The 23543-nt window shown below is 71.8% G+C and carries 24 protein-coding genes; 10 read left to right on the forward strand and 14 right to left on the reverse strand.

Annotation, left to right across the window (positions count from 1 at the left end; all coding sequences use genetic code 11):
* Window positions 1-8 precede the first annotated feature (8 nt).
* From ACZ434_RS17675 to ACZ434_RS17700, 6 genes are all read right to left on the reverse strand, one after another.
* Window positions 9-1109, reverse strand: a complete 1101-nt coding sequence (locus ACZ434_RS17675; RefSeq protein ID WP_468456683.1) for a calcium:cation antiporter — start codon at window positions 1107-1109, stop codon at window positions 9-11.
* Window positions 1110-1398: 289 nt separating this feature from the next.
* Window positions 1399-2400 carry a TerC family protein gene (locus tag ACZ434_RS17680; RefSeq protein WP_468456685.1) on the reverse strand — a complete coding sequence of 334 codons (1002 nt, stop codon included), beginning with the start codon at window positions 2398-2400 and terminating at the stop codon, window positions 1399-1401.
* A 286-nt stretch (window positions 2401-2686) separates the two neighbouring features.
* Window positions 2687-4693 (reverse strand): TerD family protein, encoded by a 2007-nt coding sequence (locus ACZ434_RS17685; protein WP_468456917.1) that lies wholly within the window; start codon window positions 4691-4693, stop codon window positions 2687-2689.
* An 82-nt stretch (window positions 4694-4775) separates the two neighbouring features.
* Window positions 4776-5354, reverse strand: a complete 579-nt coding sequence (locus ACZ434_RS17690; RefSeq protein WP_468456687.1) for a TerD family protein — start codon at window positions 5352-5354, stop codon at window positions 4776-4778.
* A 135-nt stretch (window positions 5355-5489) separates the two neighbouring features.
* Window positions 5490-7631 carry an excinuclease ABC subunit UvrB gene (uvrB, locus tag ACZ434_RS17695; protein WP_468456689.1) on the reverse strand — a complete coding sequence of 714 codons (2142 nt, stop codon included), beginning with the start codon at window positions 7629-7631 and terminating at the stop codon, window positions 5490-5492.
* A 40-nt stretch (window positions 7632-7671) separates the two neighbouring features.
* Complete coding sequence (locus ACZ434_RS17700; protein ID WP_468456691.1) at window positions 7672-8532, reverse strand: MHYT domain-containing protein; 861 nt, start codon at window positions 8530-8532, stop codon at window positions 7672-7674.
* Between the two features lie 280 nt (window positions 8533-8812).
* Here ACZ434_RS17700 and ACZ434_RS17705 point away from each other — a divergent pair, with 280 nt between their 5' ends.
* Complete coding sequence (locus ACZ434_RS17705) at window positions 8813-9685, forward strand: glycerophosphodiester phosphodiesterase (protein ID WP_468456693.1); 873 nt, start codon at window positions 8813-8815, stop codon at window positions 9683-9685.
* Window positions 9686-9749: 64 nt separating this feature from the next.
* Window positions 9750-10325 carry a methylated-DNA--[protein]-cysteine S-methyltransferase gene (locus tag ACZ434_RS17710; protein WP_468456696.1) on the forward strand — a complete coding sequence of 192 codons (576 nt, stop codon included), beginning with the start codon at window positions 9750-9752 and terminating at the stop codon, window positions 10323-10325.
* A gap of 35 nt (window positions 10326-10360) precedes the next feature.
* Here ACZ434_RS17710 and ACZ434_RS17715 read toward each other — a convergent pair whose 3' ends face one another.
* Window positions 10361-10789 carry a VOC family protein gene (locus ACZ434_RS17715; RefSeq protein WP_468456698.1) on the reverse strand — a complete coding sequence of 143 codons (429 nt, stop codon included), beginning with the start codon at window positions 10787-10789 and terminating at the stop codon, window positions 10361-10363.
* Between the two features lie 100 nt (window positions 10790-10889).
* Here ACZ434_RS17715 and ACZ434_RS17720 point away from each other — a divergent pair, with 100 nt between their 5' ends.
* Both ACZ434_RS17720 and ACZ434_RS17725 read left to right on the forward strand, forming a co-directional pair.
* Window positions 10890-11801, forward strand: a complete 912-nt coding sequence (locus ACZ434_RS17720) for a pseudouridine-5'-phosphate glycosidase (protein WP_468456700.1) — start codon at window positions 10890-10892, stop codon at window positions 11799-11801.
* Window positions 11783-12715 (forward strand): carbohydrate kinase family protein, encoded by a 933-nt coding sequence (locus tag ACZ434_RS17725; protein WP_468456702.1) that lies wholly within the window; start codon window positions 11783-11785, stop codon window positions 12713-12715. The genes ACZ434_RS17720 and ACZ434_RS17725 overlap by 19 nt, the downstream gene beginning before the upstream one ends.
* Before the next feature lie 220 nt (window positions 12716-12935).
* Here the strand turns inward: ACZ434_RS17725 and ACZ434_RS17730 are convergent, their stop codons facing one another.
* Together ACZ434_RS17730 and ACZ434_RS17735 are read right to left on the reverse strand one after the other, a co-directional pair.
* Window positions 12936-13364 (reverse strand): CBS domain-containing protein, encoded by a 429-nt coding sequence (locus ACZ434_RS17730; protein WP_468456704.1) that lies wholly within the window; start codon window positions 13362-13364, stop codon window positions 12936-12938.
* A gap of 213 nt (window positions 13365-13577) precedes the next feature.
* Entirely contained in the window at window positions 13578-14210 is a 633-nt protein-coding gene (locus tag ACZ434_RS17735) for a nucleoside/nucleotide kinase family protein (protein WP_468456706.1), read from the reverse strand.
* 68 nt (window positions 14211-14278) lie between these two features.
* Here ACZ434_RS17735 and ACZ434_RS17740 point away from each other — a divergent pair, with 68 nt between their 5' ends.
* The 3 genes from ACZ434_RS17740 to ACZ434_RS17750 all read left to right on the forward strand — a co-directional run bounded on the left by ACZ434_RS17740 (window position 14279) and on the right by ACZ434_RS17750 (window position 17215).
* On the forward strand, window positions 14279-14977 hold the full coding sequence (locus ACZ434_RS17740) for a DUF2293 domain-containing protein (RefSeq protein ID WP_468456708.1): 699 nt from the start codon (window positions 14279-14281) through the stop codon (window positions 14975-14977).
* Window positions 14978-15132: 155 nt separating this feature from the next.
* Window positions 15133-15615, forward strand: a complete 483-nt coding sequence (locus tag ACZ434_RS17745; protein WP_468456710.1) for an anthrone oxygenase family protein — start codon at window positions 15133-15135, stop codon at window positions 15613-15615.
* A gap of 100 nt (window positions 15616-15715) precedes the next feature.
* Window positions 15716-17215: a glutamate synthase subunit beta gene (locus ACZ434_RS17750; protein ID WP_468456712.1), complete on the forward strand. Its 1500-nt coding sequence runs from the start codon at window positions 15716-15718 to the stop codon at window positions 17213-17215.
* 108 nt (window positions 17216-17323) lie between these two features.
* Here ACZ434_RS17750 and ACZ434_RS17755 read toward each other — a convergent pair whose 3' ends face one another.
* From ACZ434_RS17755 to ACZ434_RS17765, 3 genes are all read right to left on the reverse strand, one after another.
* Entirely contained in the window at window positions 17324-18127 is an 804-nt protein-coding gene (locus ACZ434_RS17755; protein WP_468456714.1) for an SAM-dependent methyltransferase, read from the reverse strand.
* Window positions 18128-18223: 96 nt separating this feature from the next.
* The gene (locus ACZ434_RS17760; RefSeq protein WP_468456716.1) at window positions 18224-18508 is read right to left on the reverse strand and encodes a DUF397 domain-containing protein; all 285 of its coding nucleotides are present in this window, start codon (window positions 18506-18508) and stop codon (window positions 18224-18226) included.
* Window positions 18509-19369: a helix-turn-helix domain-containing protein gene (locus tag ACZ434_RS17765; protein ID WP_468456718.1), complete on the reverse strand. Its 861-nt coding sequence runs from the start codon at window positions 19367-19369 to the stop codon at window positions 18509-18511.
* Between the two features lie 233 nt (window positions 19370-19602).
* Between ACZ434_RS17765 and ACZ434_RS17770 the strand changes: the two genes are divergently transcribed.
* A complete protein-coding gene (locus ACZ434_RS17770; protein ID WP_468456720.1) occupies window positions 19603-20286 on the forward strand; it encodes an ATP-binding protein in 684 nt (227 codons plus the stop codon).
* The gene (locus ACZ434_RS17775) at window positions 20283-20723 is read left to right on the forward strand and encodes a hypothetical protein (protein WP_468456722.1); all 441 of its coding nucleotides are present in this window, start codon (window positions 20283-20285) and stop codon (window positions 20721-20723) included. The genes ACZ434_RS17770 and ACZ434_RS17775 overlap by 4 nt, the downstream gene beginning before the upstream one ends.
* A gap of 35 nt (window positions 20724-20758) precedes the next feature.
* Here the strand turns inward: ACZ434_RS17775 and ACZ434_RS17780 are convergent, their stop codons facing one another.
* Window positions 20759-20944 carry a hypothetical protein gene (locus tag ACZ434_RS17780; protein WP_385052075.1) on the reverse strand — a complete coding sequence of 62 codons (186 nt, stop codon included), beginning with the start codon at window positions 20942-20944 and terminating at the stop codon, window positions 20759-20761.
* Between the two features lie 182 nt (window positions 20945-21126).
* Window positions 21127-22491 carry an amidohydrolase gene (locus tag ACZ434_RS17785; RefSeq protein WP_468456725.1) on the reverse strand — a complete coding sequence of 455 codons (1365 nt, stop codon included), beginning with the start codon at window positions 22489-22491 and terminating at the stop codon, window positions 21127-21129.
* Between the two features lie 208 nt (window positions 22492-22699).
* Here ACZ434_RS17785 and ACZ434_RS17790 point away from each other — a divergent pair, with 208 nt between their 5' ends.
* Window positions 22700-23533, forward strand: coding sequence for an MIP/aquaporin family protein (locus ACZ434_RS17790; RefSeq protein WP_468456727.1), 834 nt, complete (start codon window positions 22700-22702; stop codon window positions 23531-23533).
* Window positions 23534-23543: the final 10 nt, after the last annotated feature.

The following is a 23543-nucleotide window of genomic DNA, read 5'->3' on the forward strand; positions in this document are numbered from 1 at the left end:
CGGTGCCGCTACGGGTTGATCGCCAGTTCGAGGTAGGCGGCGAGCAGCACCAGGTGCACCCCTCCCTGGAGGGGGGTGGCCCGGCCGGGGACCACGGTGAGCGCACCGACCACCATGGTCAGGGCGAGCAGCACCATATGGGTGTTGCCGAGACCGAGAACGAGTGGGCCGGTGAGCCAGAGGGAGGCCAGCGCGACTGCGGGGATGGTCAGGCCGATGCTGGCCATCGCCGAGCCGAGGGCGAGGTTCATGCTGGTCTGCACCTGGTTGCGGCGCGCGGCGCGCACCGCGGCGATGGTCTCCGGGAGGAGGACCAGCAGGGCGATGATCACACCGACGACGGAGTGGCCCAGCCCTGCGGCCTCCACCCCCGACTCGATCGTGGGCGAGACTCCTTTGGCCAGGCCGACCACGCCGATCAGGGCCAGGCCCAGCAGGCCCAGGCTGATCATGGCGGTGCGGGTGGAGGGCGCGGGGGCGTGCTCCTCCGGCTTGACCGCTTCGCCCTGTTTGACTATCGGCAGGAAGTAGTCGCGGTGTCTGACGGTCTGGGTCGCGACGAACAGGCCGTAGAGGACCAGCGAGGAGACCGCCGCGAACGTGAGTTGCACGGTGGAGAACTCGGGTCCCGGCTTGCTGGTCGTGAACGTCGGCAGTACGAGACTGAGCGTTGCCAGGGTGGCCACCGTGGCGAGGGCCGCTCCGGTGCCTTCCGAATTGAACACCGCCGTGCCATGACGCAGTGAGCCGACCAGCAGGCTGAGGCCGAGGATGCCGTTGACGGTGATCATCACGGCGGCGAACACGGTGTCCCGGGCGAGCGTCGCGCTCTGGTCCCCGCCGTCGATCATCAGCGTGACGATCAGCGCCACCTCGATGACGGTGACGGCGACCGCGAGGACCAGGGAACCGAAGGGCTCACCGACCCGGTGTGCGACCACCTCGGCGTGGTGCACGGCGGCCAGCACGGACGCCGCGAGGACCAGGGTCACCACCACGACCATGCCGCCGGGCAGATCGCGTCCCCAGGTCAGGAGCAGCAGCACCACGGCGAACACGGGCACGATGGTCGTCCACCGGGTCGCGAGTGCCCTGAGCCAAGCGATCACGGTGCGATCGTCGCAGACGTGAAGGCGCGCCGCACTTTGCCGGAGCGTGCCGCCCGAGGGCCGACCGTGGATGCGACGGGGAGTGTCACCGCCGCTCGGCGCGTCCTTCCGCTGCGCTCTCCTGATCGTCTCGGGGTCGTCATGGTCACGCATGGCCTCCTGGTACGAGTCGAATTCGGTCGGCGCCGGCGAGCGGCGCGGATGGAGACAGAAGGGCACCGGGAGCGGTGGTCGGCGATGTGCTGCCCTGTGCTCCCGGTGCCCGTGTCTCCCTGTGCGTCCGACGGGGTCAGACGTCGATGCTGCTCTTCTCGGGGCTGTCGCTCCGGTCCGCGGCCGCCTCGGCCTCCGCCTGCTTGCGGGAGGCCCGGAGGCTGGTGATCGTGGTGATGACCAGGACCGAGCAGATCACGCCCAGCGAGACGGGGATGCTGATCTCGGGGACATGGACCCCGGACTCGTGCAGTGCGTGCAGCACCAGCTTCACACCGATGAAGCCGAGAATGATCGACAGGCCGTAGGAGAGGTGGACCAGCTTCCGCAGCAGTCCGCCGATGAGGAAGTACAACTGCCTGAGGCCCATCAGCGCGAACGCGTTCGCCGTGAACACGATGTACGGGTCCTGGGTCAGCCCGAAGATCGCGGGGATCGAGTCGAGCGCGAACAGGACGTCCGTGGTGCCGATGGCGAGCATGACGACGAGCATCGGCGTCATGACCCGCTTGCCGTTCTGCTCGATCCACAGCTTGGTGCCGTGGTACCGGTCGGCCACACCGAAGCGGCGTTCGGCGGCCTTGAGCAGCTTGTTCTCCTCGAACTCCTCGTCGTCCTGGTCGGCCCGGGCCTCCTGGATGAGCTTCCAGGCGGTCCAGATGAGGAAGGCGCCGAAGATGTAGAAGACCCACGAGAAGCTGGCGAGGATCGCGGCGCCGGCGGCGATGAAGATCGCGCGCAGCACCAGGGCGATGAGGACACCGATCAGGAGCACCCGCTGCTGGTACTGCGACGGCACCGCGAACTTCGCCATGATCAGGACGAAGACGAAGAGGTTGTCGACGCTCAGCGATTTCTCGGTGATGTAGCCGGCGAAGAACTCGCCGCCTGCTTGCGCCCCGCCCCAGATCAGCAGGCCGACGCCGAAGAGCGCGGCCAGGACGATCCAGACGATGGTCCAGATACCGGCTTCTTTGATGGATACGTCATGCGGTTTGCGGCCGATGAAGAAATCGACCGCGATGAGGGCACACAGGCCCACGATCGTCAGGACCCACAGGGTCATGGAAACATCCACTGCGCCTCCGGCAGATACGTCACACAGGCAATGTCAGCGTCGTCGCTGCCGGAGGTCTCTTCCACCCGGGCCTCCGGCGCTCCATGCGTCCGGACGGTCCTTCGGGCCGACGCCCCGGGATCTGGCCTGATCCGTATTGACGGGGTCGCCGCACAGACAGGGAGTACTCCCCTCCGTGCGCCCAACAGTACCCAATCACCAAGGGCTGGTAAAGATCGCAGTAAAGAAATCCACAAAAGCCCTGCTCAGAAGGCTTTACATGATCTTGGTGGGGTGGTGTGCGAGTTCATCGGTTCCATGCGCGGCGGGCCGACGCGACCTGGGTGAGCACCTGACGCAGCACCTGGCTGCCCTGCGGGACCAGCGGCGGCTCGTACGTCCAGGCGTGCCCCACCCACGGGTCTGCCAGATGATCGTCGGGCACGGCGGTCAGCCGCAGCAGCGAACGCCACAGCGGGTCCAGCAGCGGCCCGTAGGCCGAGGACTCCTCGCGGTCCGCGACCAGCATCAGGTGGACACCGACGGACGGGCCCTCGTCGGCGAGGTAGCGCAGCTGGTTCACGGCCCGGTCGTCAAAGCCGTGCGGGAAGTCGTTGACGATCAGCAGTTGCTGGGAGGTGTCGAAGCCGGGCGGCAGCGCGTCCGGCGCGCCTCCCCGCAGCGCCATCTGCACCAGGTCGACCCGCTGGGTGAGCCTGCCCAGCACGTCCGTGACACCCGCGGCGCCCTGGGCGGGCGGGGCCGTCAGCACACCGGTCTGCGTCAGCGGAGCCAGTGCCTGCCCGCCGGATCCGGCCGGGTCGATGACGTGCACGGTGAACTCGCCCGCCGGGTAGACGGCGAGCAGCCGGGCGGCGTGCGCCACCGCCGTCTCCATGGCGAGGCGCCGCATGTCGTGGGAGTCGGTGAAGGAACCGTCGACGGAGTCGGCCCGTCCGCTGTCGATCCACAGTCCGCGCTCCAGCGGCAGCCGGAGCAGCATCGGGATGCGGATCGGGTCGGCCTCCGGGAGGCGCAGGTCGCCCAGGCGGAGCGCCATGGGTATCTCCATCGGCACCCGGTAGGCGTGCCAGACGGGGTTGTCCCAGCGGGCGAACGCCGGGGGCAGGGCGGGTTCGACGACTTCGGCCTCGGCGACGAGCTGGGCGAGGTCCCGGTCGAGGGATTCCCGGGCCCGGCCGACGAGCTGGGTGTGCCGGGCCCGGGCGGCTTCGCGGGCGGCGTCGCCCTGACCGCCGATGCGGCTGCGCGGGTCGGACAGGGCCTGCTCCAGCTCCTTGTCCATACGCGACTCGGCGAAGTCGACGGCGCTGCGGTAGGCGGCGGTGGTGCGGGCCAGGTCCTCGAACATGCCCCAGACCTGGTTGTAGAGCCGTTCCTCCATGGACCAGCCGGTCGCGTCCCCGGCGACGGGCTGCGCGGGCTGCCCCGGCTGGGGCTGCGGGGCGGCGGGCGGGGGTGGTGGCGGTGCGGAGTTCCGCCGGCGGGGGTGGCTGTAGTCGACCGGGCCGCCGGTGGTGGCGGACGGGTCCGCGGCGCCGGCCGCGCCGTAGGCCGGCTGCGGTCCGCCCGGGCCGGGCCCGCCGGAGGGCTGTCCGCCGTACGACGGTGGCACCGGGCCGGGTGCGCCCTGGGGTGCGGTGGCGCCCTGGTCGGGCCCGACCGCGGGGGTGGCGGCCGGCCGGGAGCGGTCGGCGTCGGACGGGCGGGGCGGGGGTGCCTGCACGGAGCGGGCGAGGCCCCGCGCGACCGCCTCGTTGATGCTCCCGGCGAGCTGCACGGCCTCCGGGAGTGCCTGGTCGGTGAGGAGTTCGGCCAGACCGCCCGCGTAGCCCTGGCCGACGGCGCGCACCTTCCAGGCGCCCTGGCGCCGGTAGAGCTCCAGCGCGACGACGGCCGACTCGGTCTCCAGGCCCGTGATGGTGTAGCTGGCGATCTCGTCGCCGTCCAGGCCGGTGACGGCGACGAAGGGGGCCGCCACGGCGCCGAACCGGGCGGGTCCCGGGCCGCCGCCCGCGGCGGGCAGCGCGAGCAGCACGCTGACGCGGTGCACCGCGTCCGTCATGGCGTCCAGGTCCACCGCGAGGCGGTGGTCGGCGGCCGCCTGACGCGACACCTCCAGACCGGGCTGGGTGGGGGCGCCCGGGTGGGCCACCCACTGGGTCCCGTGGATCCGGCCGTTCTCGTCGCCGAGCGCGGCCGCGGCCACGACCGGTGTGCCGGCCGAGATCCGGATCTCCAGACGGGACTGGGAGAGCGGGTGGTTCTGTCCCCGCACCAGCTCGGCCGTCATCGCGTTCGTCCCCCTGCGTCGCATGTGATGGGTCGTGTGCCGCTCACCGGCCCCGCCGGGGGCCGGTTTTCGCCCGGGGTGCCTAGAGGACCGGCAGGATCGCCGGCATCAGGTCCTGGAAGGTGCGGCCGTTGGCCGGGTTGCCGAGCGCCGTCATGGTCCAGCCGGAGCCGGTGCGGTGCACCTTGGCCATGAGCTGGGCGGTGTAGGCGCCGCCGCCGGCCAGCGTGTAACGGGCCAGTTCCTGGCCGTTGGTCTCGTCGACGAGGCGGCAGAACGCGTTCTGCACCTCCTGGAAGGTCTGGCCCGTGAAGGAGTTCACGGTGAAGACGATCTGGTCGATGTGGACCGGGACGCGCGACAGGTCGACGAGGATGGCCTCGTCGTCGCCGCCCTGGCCGACACCGCCGACGAGGTTGTCACCGGTGTGGCGCACGGAGCCGTCGTCACTCACCAGGTGACGGAAGAAGACGACGTCGACGGGCTGCTTGTCGGCGAAGAGGACGGCCGAGGCGTCCAGGTCGATCTCACGGGTGCGCGAGCCGAACAGGCCGCGACGGGGAGCCGCCTGCCAGCCGAGACCCATGCGCACCGCGGTCAGGCTGCCTCCGTCGTCCTTCTGCAGACTGATGGCCTGACCCTTGGTCATATTGACGGTCACGCGCTGTTTCCCCTCTCGAGCTGTCCCCTGTTGCCGCGGAACCGCGGTTGTCAGAACCCTACGCAGGGGCACTGACAGTGACGCACCCAGGCCCGCACTTTGTGTCGTTCTTGCAACACATCCCGTGCCCGGACGTCAGGACAGGCCGGCCTCCTGCATCTGCCGCAGTTCCTTCTTCATCTCCGACACCTCGTCGCGCAGCCGGGCGGCGATCTCGAACTGGAGGTCCGCCGCGGCGGCTCGCATCCGTGTGGTCAGGTCCTCGATCTGCCCGGCGAGTTCGGCCGCGGGGCGGTCGGTCGGCACGGTCTCGGCCGCCTTGCCCCCGGCGCCCCTGGCACTCTTCGCGGCCTTGCCGCCGAGGGACGGAACGGGCGCCTTGGTGCCGCCGCCGTCCTTCTTGGCCTGGCGGTAGCCCGAGCCGAGCAGCTGCTCGGTGTCGATGTCCTCGCGGGCGATCTGCGCGACGATGTCGTTGATCTTCTTGCGCAGGGGCTGGGGGTCGACGCCGTTCGCCTGGTTGTAGGCGATCTGCTTCTCCCGGCGGCGGTTGGTCTCGTCGATGGCCTTCTCCATCGCCGGGGTGATCTTGTCGGCGTACATATGGACCTGGCCGGAGACGTTGCGCGCCGCGCGGCCGATGGTCTGGATCAGGGAGGTGCCCGAGCGCAGGAAGCCCTCCTTGTCGGCGTCGAGGATCGCCACCAGGGACACCTCGGGCAGGTCGAGTCCCTCGCGCAGCAGGTTGATGCCGACCAGGACGTCGTACTCCCCGGAGCGCAGCTCGCGCAGCAGCTCCACGCGGCGCAGGGTGTCGACGTCGCTGTGCAGGTAGCGCACCTGGATGCCGAGCTCCAGGAAGTAGTCGGTGAGGTCCTCGGCCATCTTCTTGGTGAGGGTGGTGACCAGGACGCGTTCGTCCTTCTCCACGCGCGCGCGGATCTCGTGCACCAGGTCGTCGATCTGGCCCTCGGTGGGCTTGACCACGACCTCGGGGTCGACGAGGCCGGTGGGGCGGATGATCTGCTCGACGAAGCCGTCGGAGCGGGAGAGTTCGTACTGTCCCGGGGTGGCCGAGAGATAGACGGTCTGGCCGACTCGCTCCTGGAACTCCTCCCATTTCAGGGGACGGTTGTCCAGGGCGGAGGGAAGGCGGAAGCCGTGGTCGACCAGGGTGCGCTTGCGGGAGGCGTCGCCCTCGTACATGGCGCCGATCTGCGGGACGGTGACGTGCGACTCGTCGATGACGAGGAGGAAGTCGTCGGGGAAGTAGTCCAGCAGGGTGTTGGGCGGGGAGCCGGGCGAACGGCCGTCGAAGTGCATCGAGTAGTTCTCCACGCCGGAGCAGGAGCCGATCTGGCGGAGCATCTCGATGTCGTACGTGGTGCGCATCCGCAGTCGCTGGGCCTCCAGGAGCTTGCCCTGCTTCTCCAGGTCGCTCAGGCGCGCGCCGAGTTCCTTCTCGATGTCGTTGACCGCGCGCTCCAGCCGCTCCGGGCCGGCGACGTAGTGGGATGCGGGGAAGACGTACAGCTGCTGGTCGTCGCTGATGATCTCGCCGGTGAGCGGGTGGAGCGTGGACAGCGCCTCGATCTCGTCGCCGAACATCTCGATGCGGACGGCGAGCTCCTCGTAGACCGGGAAGATCTCGATGGTGTCGCCGCGCACGCGGAAGGTGCCGCGGGTGAAGGCCATGTCGTTGCGCGTGTACTGGATGTCGACGAAGCGGCGCAGCAGCTCGTCGCGGTCGTACTCGTCGCCGACGCGGAGCGGGACCATGCGGTCCACGTACTCCTGCGGTGTGCCCAGGCCGTAGATGCAGGAGACGGAGGCGACCACGACGACGTCACGGCGGGTGAGCAGGGAGTTGGTCGCCGAGTGGCGCAGCCGCTCGACCTCCTCGTTGATGGAGGAGTCCTTCTCGATGTAGGTGTCCGACTGCGGGACGTACGCCTCGGGCTGGTAGTAGTCGTAGTACGAGACGAAGTACTCGACGGCGTTGTTCGGCAGCAGCTCGCGGAACTCGTTGGCCAGCTGGGCGGCCAGGGTCTTGTTCGGCGCCATGACCAGGGTGGGGCGCTGGAGCTTCTCGATCATCCACGCGGTGGTGGCGGACTTGCCGGTGCCGGTCGCGCCGAGCAGGACGACGTCCTTCTCGCCTGCTTCGACACGCCGGGCGAGGTCGGCGATGGCCGTCGGCTGGTCGCCGCTGGGCTGGTAGGGACTGACGACCTCGAAGGGCGCCACCGTGCGTTCGATCTGGGAAACGGGCCGCATGCCATCCACCGTACGACCCGCCGCTGACAACGGGGCCGGATCAGCGGCGCTGCGGGGTCCGGGAGCGGTGTTCCACGGGGCCGCGGCGGCGCAGCCGTGAGCGCGTGGGGCGGTGGGCCGGGGAGTGGGCGGGGATGCCGGGCGTGTGCTCGGCGCGGGGTCCGCGGGACCTGCCGGTGACCATCAGCGGGTCGAAGATCACGACGATGCCCGCGAGGACGAGGAAGGCGAGCGGGCCGACCATCAGCGGGCCGAGCAGGGCGGCGGCGGATTCCCCCTCGGCGGGGACGGCCGTACCGTGGACGTGCACGTCGAGGGCGGCCATGCCGGTGTAGTGCATGCCGGTGACCGCGACCCCCATGACGAGACTCGCGCCCACGCTCCACAGGAAGCCCCGCCCCTGGCCCGCCGCCCACAGGGCGGCGCTGGCGGCGGCCATGGCGATGACCACGGAGGCGGCGACCACGACGGTGTCGTACTCCAGCCGCCCGTCGAGGCTCATGCCGGCCATGCCTAGGTAGTGCATCGAGGCGATGCCGAGGCCGGTGACGGTGCCCCCGGTGAACAGGGCCGTTCCGGAGGCTCCCCGGTAGCCGACGATGAAGATCCCGGTGCCCACCATGACGATGCCGGCGGCGAGGCTGGCGAAGGTCAGGGTCCGGTCGTAGTGGATGGGTGTGCCCTCTATGGCGAAGCCCATCATGCCGATGAAGTGCATCGTCCATATGCCGGAGCCGATGGCCACGGAGCCCAGGGCGAGCCAGGCGGGGCGCCAGGGCCGGGGGGCGGTCATGGATCTGGTGACACAGCGCAGGCCCAGGGCGCCGCCGAGGCAGGCCATGAGGAAGGCCACCAGCGGTGTGACCAGGCCGTAGCTGAATCCGTCGACCGTGCCTTGCATGCGCGGCTGCCCTTCCCGCCCTGTACGTCCCGCGGTGTTCCGATGTGAGCCCCCCTCCCAGGACCGCGAGGGCGGCCCGGGTGACGCAGAGAGTATGACCCCCACCGGAATGGTCGAACGACTTTCCGGCAAAGAAACACGCCCTTGCCCCAGGTGTGTGGCACCAGTGTGCGGAGTTCGGGCAACTCCGTTCAATCCGTGGTCATCCTGTGCCCGTCTCGAATCGACCGTCTGCTGTCAGAGTTGAGCTGACCGTGATCGCTCGACGCGAGGAGTACGCATGCACGCACGCGCTGTCACCGCATCGACCACCGCGTTCCTGGCGGTCGCCGCCCTTCTGCTTCCGCTCTCCCCCGCGCGGGCCGCCGAGAACGCGGGCGCCCCGGTGGTCGTCGCCCACCGGGGGGCCTCCGCGTACGCGCCCGAGAACACGCTCGCGGCCGTCGACAAGGCGGCCGCCCTGGACGTCGAGTGGGTGGAGAACGACGTCCAGCGCACCAAGGACGGCGCACTCGTCGTGCTGCACGACGACAGCCTGCAGCGCACCACCGATGTCGAGGAGGTCTTCCCCGACCGGGCCCCGTGGAAGGTGAAGGACTTCACCGCCGCGGAGATCGCCCGGCTGGACGCGGGCAGTTGGTTCGACGCCGCGTACGCGGGCGCGCGCGTCCCGACGCTCGAGCAGTTCCTGGACCGCATGGAGCGCTACGACCAGAAACTGCTGCTGGAGCTCAAGAACCCCCAGCTCTATCCGGGCATAGAACGGGAGACGCTCAAGGTCCTCGGCAACGAGGGGTGGCTCGACCCCGGTCACGTGGGGGACCGGCTGGTCGTGCAGAGTTTCAGCGCGGACAGCGTGCGCACGGTGCACGCTCTGAAGCCGGCGGTGAAGACCGGGTTCCTCGGGACGCCGCCCGTCGCGGACCTGGCCTCGTACGCGGCCTTCACCGATCAGATCAACCCCTCGCACGGTTCGCTCTCCGCCCCGTACGTCGCCGCCGTGCACGGTTTCCGGGGGCCGCACGGTGCGCGGATGGAGGTGCTGACCTGGACCGTGAACGACGCGGCCGCGGCCCGCCGGGTCGCCGGGTTCGGGGTGGACGGCATCATCAGCAACAAGCCGGACGTGGTCCGCGACGCGGTGGGCGGCTGAGCGTCCGTCCGGGTCAGCGGCGTCCGCCCGGGCGTTGTCAGTGGCGGGTCGTACGGTGAGGCGCATGGACAGCCACGGGCAGGACGAGCAGCCGGTCGTGTGGACCGTCGTGGGCACCGCCATCGGCCCGCTGCTGCTGGCCGCGACCCGCGAGGGCCTGGTCAACGTCGTCTTCCACGCCGCGGACGAGGTGCGCGACCGCGCCCTGGAGCGGCTGGCGTCCCGGTTCGGCGCGGAACCGGCCGAGCTGGGCAGCGCGGCGGCCGGGCAGTCCGGCTCCGCGCTGCTGGCCGAGGCGATACGCCAGGTGGAGGCGTATCTCGCGGGTGAGCGGCAGTCCTTCGAGCTGCCGCTGGACTGGTCGCTGATATCGGGCTTCCACCGCGAGGTGCTGCGGGAGCTGGCCGCCGGGGTGCCGTTCGGCACGGTCGTCGGGTACGGCGATCTGGCCGGCCGGGTGGGGCAGCCGGGGGGCGGGCAGGCCGTGGGGGCGGCGATGGGCGCCAATCCCCTGCCGGTGGTCGTGCCCTGTCACCGGGTGGTGGAGCGTGACGGCGGCATCGGCGGGTTCGGGGGCGGGCTGGAGACCAAGCGGCGGCTGCTGGCCCTGGAGGGTGTGCTGCCCGAGCCGCTGTTCTGACGGCGCGGGCACACCGGACGCGAGCCACCGGTCGGTCAGTCGTAGTGCCGCGCCTCGAACACGTTGCCGTCCGGATCGCGGAAGTAGAAGCTGCGTTTCGCCGGGCCGCGCGCCCCGAAGGAGTCGTGCGAGAGGTCCGTGACCGGTACGGACCGCTCCAGCAGGCGGCTGCGGAGGGTGTCGAAACCGTCGGCCGGCAGGGACAGGCAGACGTGGTTGACGGGGTGGCCGGAGCTTTCGGCGGCGCCGGGGAGCATGGTCATGCGTGCGGCCATGGTCAGCGGCATGAGGTCGAGGATCGTGTCCTCGTTGACCCGCACCGAGGGGAAGGGTGCCTCGCCCGCGGAGTAGTCGGTGAGCCGGACGGGGTCGAGGCCGACGGCCTCCTCGTAGAAGCCGGCGGCGGCTACGGGGTCGCGCACCCACAGCACGATGTGGTCGAGACGAGTCGTGTGGTCCGTCATGTGTGCCAGCCTCCGTGACCCGCGCGGCAGCACGCAAGGGGTTTGGCGGCGGGCGCGGCCCGCCAGAGATGAGGGGAGGCGGCAGACAGGAGGCAGGCACGTGGTGCTGATGGTGTCCGAAGAGGTGCGGGAGGCGGTCGCCGCGGGCCGGCCGGTGGTGGCCCTGGAGTCCACGATCATCGCGCACGGGCTGCCCCGGCCGCGCAATCTCCAGGTGGCGCTGGAGCTGGAGGCGGTCGTGCGGGAGGAGGGCGCGGTCCCGGCGACGATCGCCGTGCTGGACGGGCGCCCCCGGGCCGGCCTGGACAAGGAGCAGCTGGAGCGGGTCGCGAACGAGGACGGCATCCGCAAGCTGGGCCACCGTGATCTGCCGCTGGCGGTGGCCGCCGGGGCGAGCGGGGCGACGACCGTGTCGGCCACGGCGCTGCTGGCGGAGCGTGCGGGCATACGGGTGTTCGCCACCGGAGGGCTCGGCGGGGTGCACCGGGAGTGGACGGTGACGCAGGACGAGTCGGCCGACCTCGGGCTGCTGGCGCGTACCCGGATCACCGTGGTGTGCGCGGGGGTGAAGTCGATCCTGGACGTCCCCGCGACCTTGCAGCGGCTGGAGACCCTGGGGGTGGCGGTCGCCGGGTACGGCACGGACCGTTTTCCGGGCTTCTATCTGTCCGACTCCGGGCATCCGGTCGACTGGCGGCTGGACACGCCGGGGCAGGTGGCGGAGGCGATGCGGGCGCAGGACGCGCTCGGCGGGCCGGGGTCGGCGCTGGTCGTGGCCAACCCGGTTCCGGAGAGCGAGCAGCTGGATCCGGGGGTGCACGCACGGGTGCTGGACGAGGCGCTGCGCGCGTGCGAGGCGGAGGGGGTGTCGGGGCAGGGGGTCACACCGTTCCTGCTGGGCCATCTGGTCCGGGGCACCGACGGTGCCTCGCTGGCGGCGAATCTGGCCGCGGTGCGGGGCAACGTGCGTCTGGCGGCGCGTGTCGCGGCGGCGTGGACCGCCGGGGAGTGAGGCGCGTCGTGCGGGGCGGGGCGCTGCTGGTCGCCGGTGAGGTGATCACGGACGTGGTGGCCCGGCACCGGGGGCCGCTCGCCACGGGCACGGACACGCCGGCGGTGATCCGGACGGTGCCGGGTGGCGCGGGCGCCAATGTGGCCTGCTGGGCGGCGCGCCGGGAGGGCGTCGAGGTGCGGCTCCTGGGGCGGGTGGGCGCGGACGCGGCTGCCTGGCACGAGCGGGAGCTGGCCGCCTGCGGGGTCCGTCCGCTGCTGGTCGTGGACGGGCAGGCCCCCACGGGGACGGTGATCTGCCTGGTCGACGAGGGCGCGGCGGCCGAGCGGACGTTCCTCGCCGATGGCGGGGCGTCGCTGCGGCTGGATCCCGGCGACTGGTCGGACACGCTGCTGGAGGGGGTGGCACGGCTGCATCTGTCGGGCTATCTGCTGTTCGCCGAGACGAGCCGGGCCTTCGCCGCGGTCGCGTTGAAGGCGGCGCGTGCGCGGGGGGTGCCGGTGAGTGTGGATCCGGCGTCGGCGGGGTTCCTCGCCACGCTGGGCGCCGACCGTTTCCTGGAGCTCGTCGAGGGGGTGGACGTGCTGTTGCCCAGCCGTGACGAGGCGTGTCTGCTGACGGGGGCGTCCGATGCGGTGGACGCCGCGGCGCGGCTGAGCCGTCATGTCCCGCTGGTGGTGGTCAAGCAGGGTGCGCGGGGCGCGCTGCTGGCACGGTCCGGCGAGGTGTACGCCCGGGTTCCCGCCGTGCCGGTGCGGCCCCGTGACACGACGGGCGCGGGTGACGCCTTCACCGGGGCGTTCCTCGCGGCCCTCGTCTCGGGCGCCGAGCCCGAGCGGGCGGCGGCGGAGGGCTGCGGGGCGGGCGCACGGGCGGTCCGTCGGACCGGGGGGCGTCCGCCCGCGCTCGCCTGACGGCGGGCGCGACCAGGGCGAACTCCCGTTGTCCACAGGCCGGCACCGAGCGGAAGGGCGGTTGTCCACAGGCCCGCACGCGGTTGCTCGGGCACTGGCAGACTGGCGATCCGGGCACGGGAACCGGGGAACGGCACGGGGAATCACGGAAGGGGGGCCCATGCCGAAGGGACTGATATCGATGGCCTGACCGCCGTGGTGCGGCGATGGGCGGGGCGGGTCAGCCCGTGGCGGACCGGGCGTAGACGCTGCCGGCCCAGGCGGCGATCTGGTCCTCCGTCAGGTGCTGGGCGAGATCGGCTTCGCTGATCATGCCGACGAGGCGCTTGTCGTCGATGACGGGGAGCCTGCGGATCTGGTGGGTCCGCATCTCGTGCAGCACGTCGTCGACGTCGGCGTCGGCGGCGATCCAGCGAGGGGTGCCCTTGGCCATCTCGCCGGCGGTGACGCGGGAGGGGTCGTGGCCCATGGCGACGCAGCCGACGACGATGTCGCGGTCGGTGAGGATGCCGCAGAGCCGCTCGTTCTCGTCGCTGATGGGCAGGGCGCCGACGTTGAGTTCGCGCATCAACTGGGCGGCCCGGTCGAGGGGTTCGTGAGCGGGGATCCACTGGGCGCCGCGGTGCATGATGTCTCCGGCGGTGGTCATGGAGTACCTCCCTGTGCCGGACGGCCGGCGCGGCGCGGGTCGCACCGCGAGTCCCGGCACTCTTCATTCTCGTCGCGCCGCCCGTGGACGGCACCCGGAGGGGCGGCTCGCGCAGGGGCTGGGCCCACCGCCCTGGCCCGCCCGGCTCTCCCTCTTCCGCCCGTCAGCCCTGGCGGGGTCCGTCCCGCTCGTGGTCCGCCGTGGCCCGGCGTGTCAGCCGCGCCAGGCCGGATGGCGGGGGTCGTCGGCCCGCACCAGCACGTCGGCCGTGCCGGCCGGGTCGGTCTCCTGCTCGTAGCGGGCGAAGGCCGGGAGGGTCCAGTGGTCGGTCTCGGGGGTGCGGCGGTGCAGGGCGCCTGGGGAGAGGAGGACATGCACGCTCAGGTCGAAGGGGAACCAGTGACGCAGGAGGAGGGGACCGTGCAGCAGAAGCACACCACCGGGCGGGAGCTCGGCATAGGGGCTGCGGGTGGCCCGGTCGGTGCGGGGGTCCCACAGGTCGGGCAGGACCCGTCCGGTCCCGCCCGGTTCGAGCGGGCCGAACACCTCGCGCCACAGGGCCCCGGTGTCGTACCAGCCGCCGTAGTACGACTCCACGTCCCGACGGCCGTACTCGAGCCGGACCGAAGCGGGGCGCAGAAAGCCGTCGGTGCCCACGACCAGGGAGGGGCGGCCGCGTATCCGCAGCGCCTCGGCGACCCGCTCGGCGAGATCCCCCGGGCGGGCGGCCGGGGCGCCGTCGAGGGCGACCCGGGGCCATGGCCCGCCGTCGGCCGTCTTCAGCTCCAGCAGCCGGTCGGCGAGGAGGTCGCCGAGCCGCTCCCAGGTGATCGGTTCGAGTCGCACACCGCCATGATGCGTCAGTCCGGGGTCCGCGACGTGGCCGGCGGCCCCTCGGGGGGAAGGAATCGCTCATGGCATCCCGTGCGACTCCACCCCGGTTCACCGGGCTTGTCGTCCACCAGCCGCTGCGCGGACGGCACTGTGCCGGCTGCCGCCGTGGCCCGCTGCCGCTGCTGGTCGTGGAGAACGGTGTGCCGCGTTGTCTCGACTGTGCCGATCTGGGTCACCTGGTCTTCCTGCCGCGTGGTGACACGGCGCTCACGCGCCGGTCGCGGGAGGAGAGCACGCTGTCGGCGGTGGTCGTGCGGTTCGACCGGCGCAGGGGGCGGTACGAGCGGCAAGGGGTGCTGGTCGAGGAGGAGGCGCTGGCCCGGGCCGAGCTGCGTTGTCTGGCGGACGCGGAGGCACGCCGGCGGCGCCGGGTGCGGGACGCCCGGCGGCGGGCGGCCGAGGACGTGCGGTTCGTGGAGGCGTTCGCGGCGGAGATAGGCCGGCTGTTCCCCGGCTGCCCGGCCGAGCGTGCCCGGGCGGTCGCCGCGCACGCCTCGGTGCGGGGCAGCGGGCGGGTGGGCCGGAGTGCGGCGGGGCGGGCGCTGTCCGAGGGGGCGGTGACGGCGGCGGTCGTGGCGTCGGTGCGGCACGCGGACACACCGTACGACCGGCTGCTGATGAGCGGGGTGCCGCGGCACGAGGCGCGACGGCGGATCGCGGCCGCGGTGGAGACGGTGCTGAGGGGGTGGTCGGAGGGCGGACTGGGGTCCACGGGGTGACGGGGGTGACGGAGCGGGGCTGTCCGGGGCACGTGGCTGGACGCTCGCGCATGTGCCGGCGCGGCTCGGCCATGGCCGGGTGTGCCGCGGGTCACCTTCACTGGTGGTGACGGGCCGGACGGGAAGGGTCCCGTCCGGGGAGCGGGGGTGAGGACATGATCGACGGTCCGTACTACGTGCTGACGGTGCTGGGGGTGCTCGGGACCGGGCTGACGGCGGGGGTTTTCTGCGCCTTCTCGACGTTCGTGATGAGAGGGCTGGCGGCGCTGCCGCCCGCGCAGGGCGTGGCGGCGATGCGGGCGGTGAACGTGGCGGCGGTGCGGCCGGCCTTCATGCTGGTGTTCCTGGGATCGGCGCTGTTGTGCGCGGCGCTCACGGTGGTGACGTTCGTGCTGTGGCCGCGGGAGGGGGCGGTCGAGCTGCTGGTGGGCGGCGCGCTGTATCTGGTGGGGTCGTTCGGGCTGACGGTGGTCGCGAACGTACCGCGCAACGACGCGCTGGCCCGGCTGGAACCGGGCAGTCCCGAGGCCGCCGCGTACTGGCCGGTCTATGTGCGCGAGTGGACGATGTGGAACCACGTGCGCACGGTCGCCTCGGCGGGTGCGGCGCTGGCGTACGTGCTGGCCCTCACCGGGTGACGGGGCCGCTGCGTGCGGCGTCGAGCGGACGTATCGTGGCCGGGAGAGCGCCGCCCGGCGGCGCACGGCCTGTCACCCGCGCACGCAGAGGAAGACGGCCATGGCCGATCCCAAGGGATTCCTGACCACGCCCCGTGAGGAATGGCCGCGCAGGCCGGTGGCGGAGCGGGTCCGCGACTGGGACGAGGTGTACGTCCCCGGTGCGCTGCTGCCGATCGTCGGGGCGCAGGCGGGCCGTTGCATGGACTGCGGTGTCCCGTTCTGCCACGACGCCTGTCCGCTGGGCAATCTCATTCCCGAGTGGAACGAACTGGTGTCGCGGGAGGACTGGCGGGCGGCGGCGGAGCGGCTGCACGCCACCAACAACTTCCCCGAGTTCACGGGGCGGTTGTGTCCGGCACCGTGCGAGGCGGGCTGTGTGCTCGCCATCGATCAGCCGGCGGTCACCATCAAGAACGTCGAGTGCGCCGTCGCCGACCGGGCGTGGGAGGAGGGTTTCGTGCCGCCGGCTCCGCCGGAGCGGCTGTCGGGACGCACGGTCGCGGTCATCGGTTCGGGCCCCACCGGGCTGGCGGCGGCACAGCAGCTGACGCGGGCGGGGCACACGGTCGCCGTGTACGAGCGGGACGACCGGCCGGGCGGGCTGATGCGGTACGGCATCCCCGCCTTCAAGATGGAGAAGCGGCATCTGGAGCGGCGCCTGGCGCAGATGCGGGCGGAGGGGACGAGGTTCCGTACGTCCACGACGGTGGGGCGGGACGTGGACGCGGCGGAGTTGCGGGCACGGTACGACGCGGTGGTCGTCGCCACCGGGGCGACCGCGTGGCGTGAACTGCCCGTGCCGGGGCGGGAGCTGGCGGGGATCCACCAGGCGATGGAGTACCTGCCGCTGGCCAACCGGGTGTGCGAGGGGGATCTGCGGTCGTCTCCGCTGTCCGCGGCGGGCCGGCACGTGGTCGTGGTCGGCGGGGGTGACACGGGGGCGGACTGTGTGGGGACGGCCGTGCGGGAGGGGGCGGCGTCGGTGACCCAGCTCGACATCTACGCGCGGCCGGGTGCGTCACGTGACGAGGACGCGGAGCCGTGGCCCACGTATCCGAAGGTGTACCGGGTGTCCGCGGCGCATGAGGAAGTGGACGGGTTGCGGCTGGCTCCGGCGGCGGACGCGGACGCCCGGATGTTCGCGGCGTCGACGTTGCGGTTCGTCGGGGACGGTGAGGGAGCGCGGGGGCGGGTGTGTTCGCTGGAGGTGGTCGGGGTCGACTCGCGCCGGCGGCCCGTGCCGGGGACGGAGCGGTCGGTGCGGGCGGATCTGGTGCTGCTGGCGTTGGGGTTCTCCGGACCCGGGCAGGGGGACGGGCTCATCGCCGGGCTGGGGCTGTCGCTGGAGCCCCGGGGCACCCTCGCGCGGGGCGCCGACTTCGGCACGAACGTGCCGGGGGTCTTCGCGGCGGGGGACGCGGCCCGGGGGCAGTCGCTGATCGTGTGGGCGATCGCGGAGGGGCGGGCCGTGGCGGCGGCGGTGGACGGGTATCTGACCGGCGGCCGGTCGCGGCTGCCGGCGCCGGTCGGGCCGTACGACCGTCCGATGACGGCGTGACCGGCCCGTCGCTCCCCCGTCCCGGGCCCCGGACGACCGCCGGCCGGGGCCCGGGACGGGGGAGCGACGGGCCGCGGGAACCGTGCCGGACCACGGCTCCCCGCGCGGCTACGGTTTCCGGGCCACCGCTCCGTAGCCCGGGATGACCCCGTCGGACTGGCCCGGTACGGGGTCGCCCAGGTCCGGGTGCCACTCGTGGGGGACCCTGACTCCCGGCGGGACCAGGTCGAGGCCGTCGAAGAAGCGGGTGAACTCCTCCCGTGAGCGGAGGGCCAGGGTCACGCCCGCGGCCTTCAGCTTCGCCGTGGCCGCCGCCGACTCCTCGGGAGTGAAGTCGGCCGTGGCGTGGGTGAGGACCAAGTGGCTCCCGGAGGGGAGCGCGGACATCAGGCGTCCCACCAGCCGGTGGGCGCCGTCCTCGTCGGGGACGAAATGGAGCAGCGCGATGAGGGACAGCGCGATCGGCTCGTTGAAGTCGAGGACCTTCCGCGCACCCTCCAGGATGGTCTCCGGGTCCCGCACGTCCGCCTGGAGGTACTCGGTCGCCCCCTCCTCCGTGCCCCGCAGCAGCGCCGCCGCGTGGGCCAGGACGATGGGGTCGTTGTCGCAGTACACGACGCGGGCGTCGGGGACGGTCTCCTGGGCCACCTGGTGCAGATTGGGCTCGGTGGGGATGCCGGTGCCGATGTCGAGGAACTGCCGTACGCCCTGCCCGGCGAGCAGGCGCGTGGCCCGCTGCATGAACGCGCGGTTCACCCGGGCCATCACCGGCACCCGGGGGTCGAGGGCCAGCATCTGCCGGCCCATGGCCTCGTCGACCGGGTAGTTGTCCTTGCCTCCGAGGTACCAGTCGTACATGCGCGCGGGGTGCGGCCTGCTCGTGTCGATCTCCACGGGGTGCTGCCCGGTCATGAGGGACTCCGTAAGTCTCTGCAACTGTTAGCGGTCAAGTCAGTGCCAAGTCAGAAGGTCAGAAGGTCAGAAGGTCAGAAGAGGAAACAACAGGGCTCAGGTCAGCAGGAAGTCCGCCTCTCCCGCCTTCGCTCCCTCGATGAAGGCCGTCATCTCGGCGGAGGTGTAGATCAGCGCGGGTCCGTCCGGGTCGGTGGACTGGCGTACGGCGATGCGGCCGTCGTCGAGCTTCATCGCCTCCAGGCAGTTTCCTCCGTTGCCACCGCTCCACGGCTTGTGCCAGCCCTCGCTGCCCAGTTCCCGCGCGGGCATGCCGTTGTAGATCCGCTCGGTGCGGACCCGCGACGGGGACAGGGACTTCCGGGACTCCATGAGTTCCATTCACAGCTCCTTGCGGAGATCCCGGAGGATCTCCTTCGTGCGATGTGCCGTAGCGGCCTGCGCCGCCATGCGGTCCATGACCTCGAGGTGGGTCGCCACCTCGGTGCGCGCGTCCAGGTAGACCGCGCCGGTCAGGTACTCGCTGTAGACCATGTCCGGCAGTTCGGGCATGGCAAATCGGAACAGCACGAACGGCCCGTACGTACCGGGGTGCGGCCCGCCGGCGAAGGTCGCGACCTGCAGCGTCACATTGGGCAGCTTCGTGGCCTCGAGCAGCTTGTCGATCTGTGCACGCATCACCTCCGGGCCGCCGACCCGGCGGCGGAGCACGGTCTCGTCCATCACCACCCACAGCCGGGGCGCGTCCTTACGGGTGAGCAGTTCCTGCCGTTGCATGCGCAGATCGACGTGGCGCTCGATGTCCTCGGGCCGGGTCTGCCCTATGGCGCCGGAGCGCAGCACGCCGCGCGCGTAGTCCTCGGTCTGGAGCACTCCGGGGACGAAATGGGGTTCGTAACTGCGGATGAGGGTGGCGGCGCCCTCCAGGCTGACGTACATCGAGAACCAGCCGGGAAGGATGTCGTGGAAGCGCTGCCACCAGCCGGGGCGGTTGGCGTCCTCCGCGAGCTGCACGAAGGCGTCGGCCTCGTCGTCGGCCACGCCGTACGCCTTGAGCAGCAGCTGGAGGTACGGGATCTTGAGCGCGACCTCGGCCATCTCCATGCGGCGCACGGTGGCGGGGGCGACCCGGAGAATGCGGGCGGCCTCCTCGCGCTTCAGTCCCGCGCGTTCCCGCAGGTCCAGCAGGCGCCGGCCGAGGACGACCTGCCCCACCGTCGGCGCGGACCGGGGTTCACTCACACTCCACCTCCCTCGAACTTCCTCGAACAAATGCTCACAGCCCGGCGGCGCCATTCGAAGACCGATTCGAAGGCTCATTCGATCCGAACGTTCGTTCGAACAAATCTTCGGCGATCCCAACTGGCGCCGCGCGAGGTGCTGTTGCGAGCAGTGTGCCACGGCCGTCCAGACCGTCACACAGCACTCTGCATTTTTCAGAGTGACACTTGCCAAGTGTTCACGGCGGGGCGATAGTGGCAAGCGTGATTCCGTCCGCGCCCTTAGGAACAGACGCCGCCGCAGGTTCCATCGGCCTCGGCGCCACCTCGGCACCCACCCCTTCGGGGGACGCCGCCGAGCGCCGGTTCCGTTTCGAACTGGCCGCTCATCCGGGGTCCCCGGCTCAGGCCAGACGCCTGACGAGGGCACGGCTGGCCGGCTGGTCGGTGTGCGAGGACACCTGCGACACGGCGGAACTGGTCGTCTCCGAACTCGTCACCAACGCCATCGTGCACACGGCGAGCAGCCACATAGTCTGCGAGCTGCACGACGGCGGCGATCTGGTCCGCATAGCCGTGCGGGACGAGGGCTGCGCACCGGACAGGCCGCGGGCCGACACCCGCCGGGAGCCGGAGGACGAGCACGGCAGGGGCCTGCTCCTCGTCGACGCGCTGTGTCATTCCTGGGGCGCCCACGAGCACGGTCCCGGCCTGCTGGTCTGGGCCGACCTGCCGCACAAGGCGGACGCCCCGCGCGATCCCGCCGGGCCCCGCAACGACCTGGGCTGGGGCGCCCGCCCGAAGCCCGGCCCGGCCGGCGGCTCGGACGACGGCAACGACGGCCACGACGACTCCGACGACCACGGCGACCGCGACACCGGGGGGACCGCTCTCCTCCACCGGCCGGCGACGGCTCCCCGGAACGGAGGAGCGGCGTGACGGGCGCCACCGGCACCGGCGTACTGAGCCTGGACTCGCTGGTCCGGCTCCAGCGCGGACGGCGGCCCCGGGCCGTCTCCCGTCGCCTGCCGGTCCCCGACGGCATGACGGCACCGATGGGCTGCGACGCCGTGGCGGTACCCGCCCGTCTCGGCCCGCAGGTGCTGCCCCGGCTGCCCCGGGTCGGGTGCGTCTACGCCGATGAGGCGCACTGGTGGTGGCTGGTCCCCTCCGACTCGGACTACGCCCTGGAGTGGCCCGCCCCCGCGCACTACGCGACCGGCGCGGTCCTGCCCGACGCCCGGGCCGCCGGTCTGCCCGGTCTGATCCACCGCCCGGACGGGACGCTCCCCTACACCCCGCCGATACCGCTCTATCTGGCCGTCTGCCGCCTGACGGGAACCACACCCACCTGGTCCCGCCCGGTCACCGCGTAACCGCGCGTCACGGCCCCCGGTGTCCGCTCAGGCGGTCACGCCGCCACATCACCGCCGCCGCCGTCCCCCCGGACGATCACCAGGAACATGTCGGTCGCGAGGTCCATGACAACCTCGGCGGGCAGGCCCTCCAGGCGCCGCGCGTGCGCGAACTCCTCCGCCGGCCACGAGCCGCGCGGTCCACCTGCGGGAAAGCGTTCGAGCACCGTTCGCCCGTTCACCCTGCCACCTCCATGTAGCGCTGTACTCGTAGAGTTAAACGCCAACCATGGGGCGAACGCCTCGCCCGGTGACGGTACTGAGACGTAGTTGACACCCGTTCACCGTCAAGTGTGAGCGGGCTCTCGTCCTTCCGGAGCAATCGGTGACACCGGGTACCGTTCACCGCACGTGCGGTGAGGCTTCAGTTCCCGTACTCCTGGATCCGCCGGCCGTGGCTGCGGTCGGCCAGCCGGGGGAGCCGCTCCCCCAGTTCCCGCACCGTCCCGGGCACGTCGATGGTGAGCAGACGGCGGTCCCGCATGAGGATCCGGCCGTCGACGACGGTGGTGCGGACGTCGGCGGCGCGGGCGCTGTGCACGAGGGTCGCGGCGAGGTCGTGGACGGGCTGGGTGTGCGGGCCGGTGAGGTCGACGAGGACGAGGTCGGCACGGCGGCCGGGCGCGAGGACGCCGACGCTGTCGCCGAGGCCGACCGCGCGGGCGCTCTGCAGTGTGGCGTGGTGCAGGGCCTGGCGGGAGGTGAGCCAGCGGGGGTCGCCTTCCGTGGACTTCTGGATCAGCGAGGTGAGCGCCATGGATTCCCACACGTCGAGGGAGTTGTTGGAGGCGGCCCCGTCCGTGGCCAGCCCGACGGGGATGCCGATGTCGCGCAGCGCCCGCACGGGTGTGGTGCCGGGCCAGGCGAACTTCAGGTAGCCGCGCGGCGCGGTCGCCACGGCGGTCCGCCCCCCGGCACGCTCCAGCAGCGGCAGGTCCGCCTCGGTGATGCCGGTGCCGTGGGCGATGAGCACGTCCGTGTCGAGGATGCCGGTCCGGGAGAGGACCTGGACGGGGGTGAGGCCGCGCCGGGCGAGGGAGGCGTCCGTCTGGTCGCGGTTCTCGGCGGCGTGCAGATGCACGGGCAGCCCGTGCTCGTGGGCGAGCGCGGCGGTGGCGGTGAGGTCGGCGTCGTCGACCGTATAGGGGGCGTGCGGGGCGAGGGCGGTGGTGATCCGGCCGCCGGCCGCGCCCCGGTGGCGCAGCGCGAACTCCAGCGACCGCTCGCGGCCCCCGGCGCCCTGGGAGGAGAAGTACGTCTCTCCGAGGAGCGCCCGCATGCCGGTCTCGGCGACCACGGCGGCGACCGTGTCCATGTGGAAGTAGTGGTCGGCGAAGCAGGTGACGCCGGCGCGGATCATCTCGGCGCAGGCGAGCCGCGCGCCCAGTTCGACGTCCCGTTCGGTGAGGTCGGCCTCCACCGGCCAGACGACGTCGTTGAACCACTCCTCGGTCGGCAGGTCCTCGGCGAGGCCGCGCAGGGCGACCATGGGGGCGTGCGTGTGGCAGTTGATCAGGCCGGGCAGCGCGACCTGTCCCCGGCCGTCGATCCACTCGTCGGCGGCGTACGCCGCGACATCCTCGGTGCGGGTCACCTCCGCGACGGTTCCGTCGCGTACGACGACGGCCGCGTCCTGGGCGAACCCGATCCGTTCCTGATCGTCGTGGGTGAGGACGGCGCATCCGGTGATGACGAGGTCGGCGGGGTCCTGCCCGGCGGAGGGTGTCATCCCGTCAACGTACGACGCGTGTGCGGGGACGTGGAGCGACTGGGCTGTTGGAAGTAAATATGACGCCCCGCGCGCCCGGGCATCGAGTTCGACCTAGGCTTCCGGCAGGGGGAGGAAAGGCCCGTGCCATTCCTGCCGAGGAGAGCCGATGGCTGAACGCGTTGCAGCTCCACGTCGTCGCGGTTACAAAGAAGGTGTCGGCGGCGAGATGCTCGCCGAATTCCTGGGGACATTCGTCCTGCTTCTACTGGGTGCCGGATCGGTGGCGGTCGCCGTCGTCGGCCTGCCCGGATCAGGACGGCAGTTCGTGGAATTCGGTCCGGCCAACTGGCTGATCATCGCCTGGGGCTGGGGCCTCGCCGTGGTCTTCGGCGTCTATGTGGCCGGCGGCATCAGCGGCGCCCACATCAACCCGGCGGTGACGCTCGCCTTCGCCGTCCGCAGGGACTTCCCCTGGCGGAAGGTGCTGCCGTACTGGCTGGCGCAGCTCGTGGGCGCGTTCGCCGGCGCCGCGCTCGTCTACGCCTGCTACCGGTGGGCCATCGACGCGGCCGACGCGCAGGCGGGACTCGCGCGGGACGAATCACTGGCGACCTACTCCATCTTCGCCACATTCCCCGCCGAATACTTCGGTGATTCCTGGTGGGGCCCGCTGCTCGACCAGATCGTGGGAACGGGAATTCTTCTCCTGCTCGTCTGCGCCCTCATCGACATGCGCAATGTGGGTCCCCTGTCGAATCTCCACCCGTTCCTCATCGGCCTGGTCGTCGTCGCGATCGGGCTCACATTCGGCACCAATGCCGGATACGCCATCAATCCCGCGCGCGATTTCGGGCCCCGGTTGTTCACCTACTTCGAGGGCTGGGGCGACATCGCCCTGCCAGGAACCTTCGGGTGGTTCAGCGGCTACTGGTGGATCCCCATCGTCGGCCCGCTCATCGGCGGAATCGCCGGTGTCCTCGTCTACGACCTGATCATCAAGCCGGTGATCAGCGCCAGGGCGGGGGCGCAGGAGGAAGGCCCCGCCACCGAGGAACCGTAGATCCCCAGGC

The sequence above is a fragment of the Streptomyces sp. NPDC030893 genome (genome assembly GCF_055571535.1).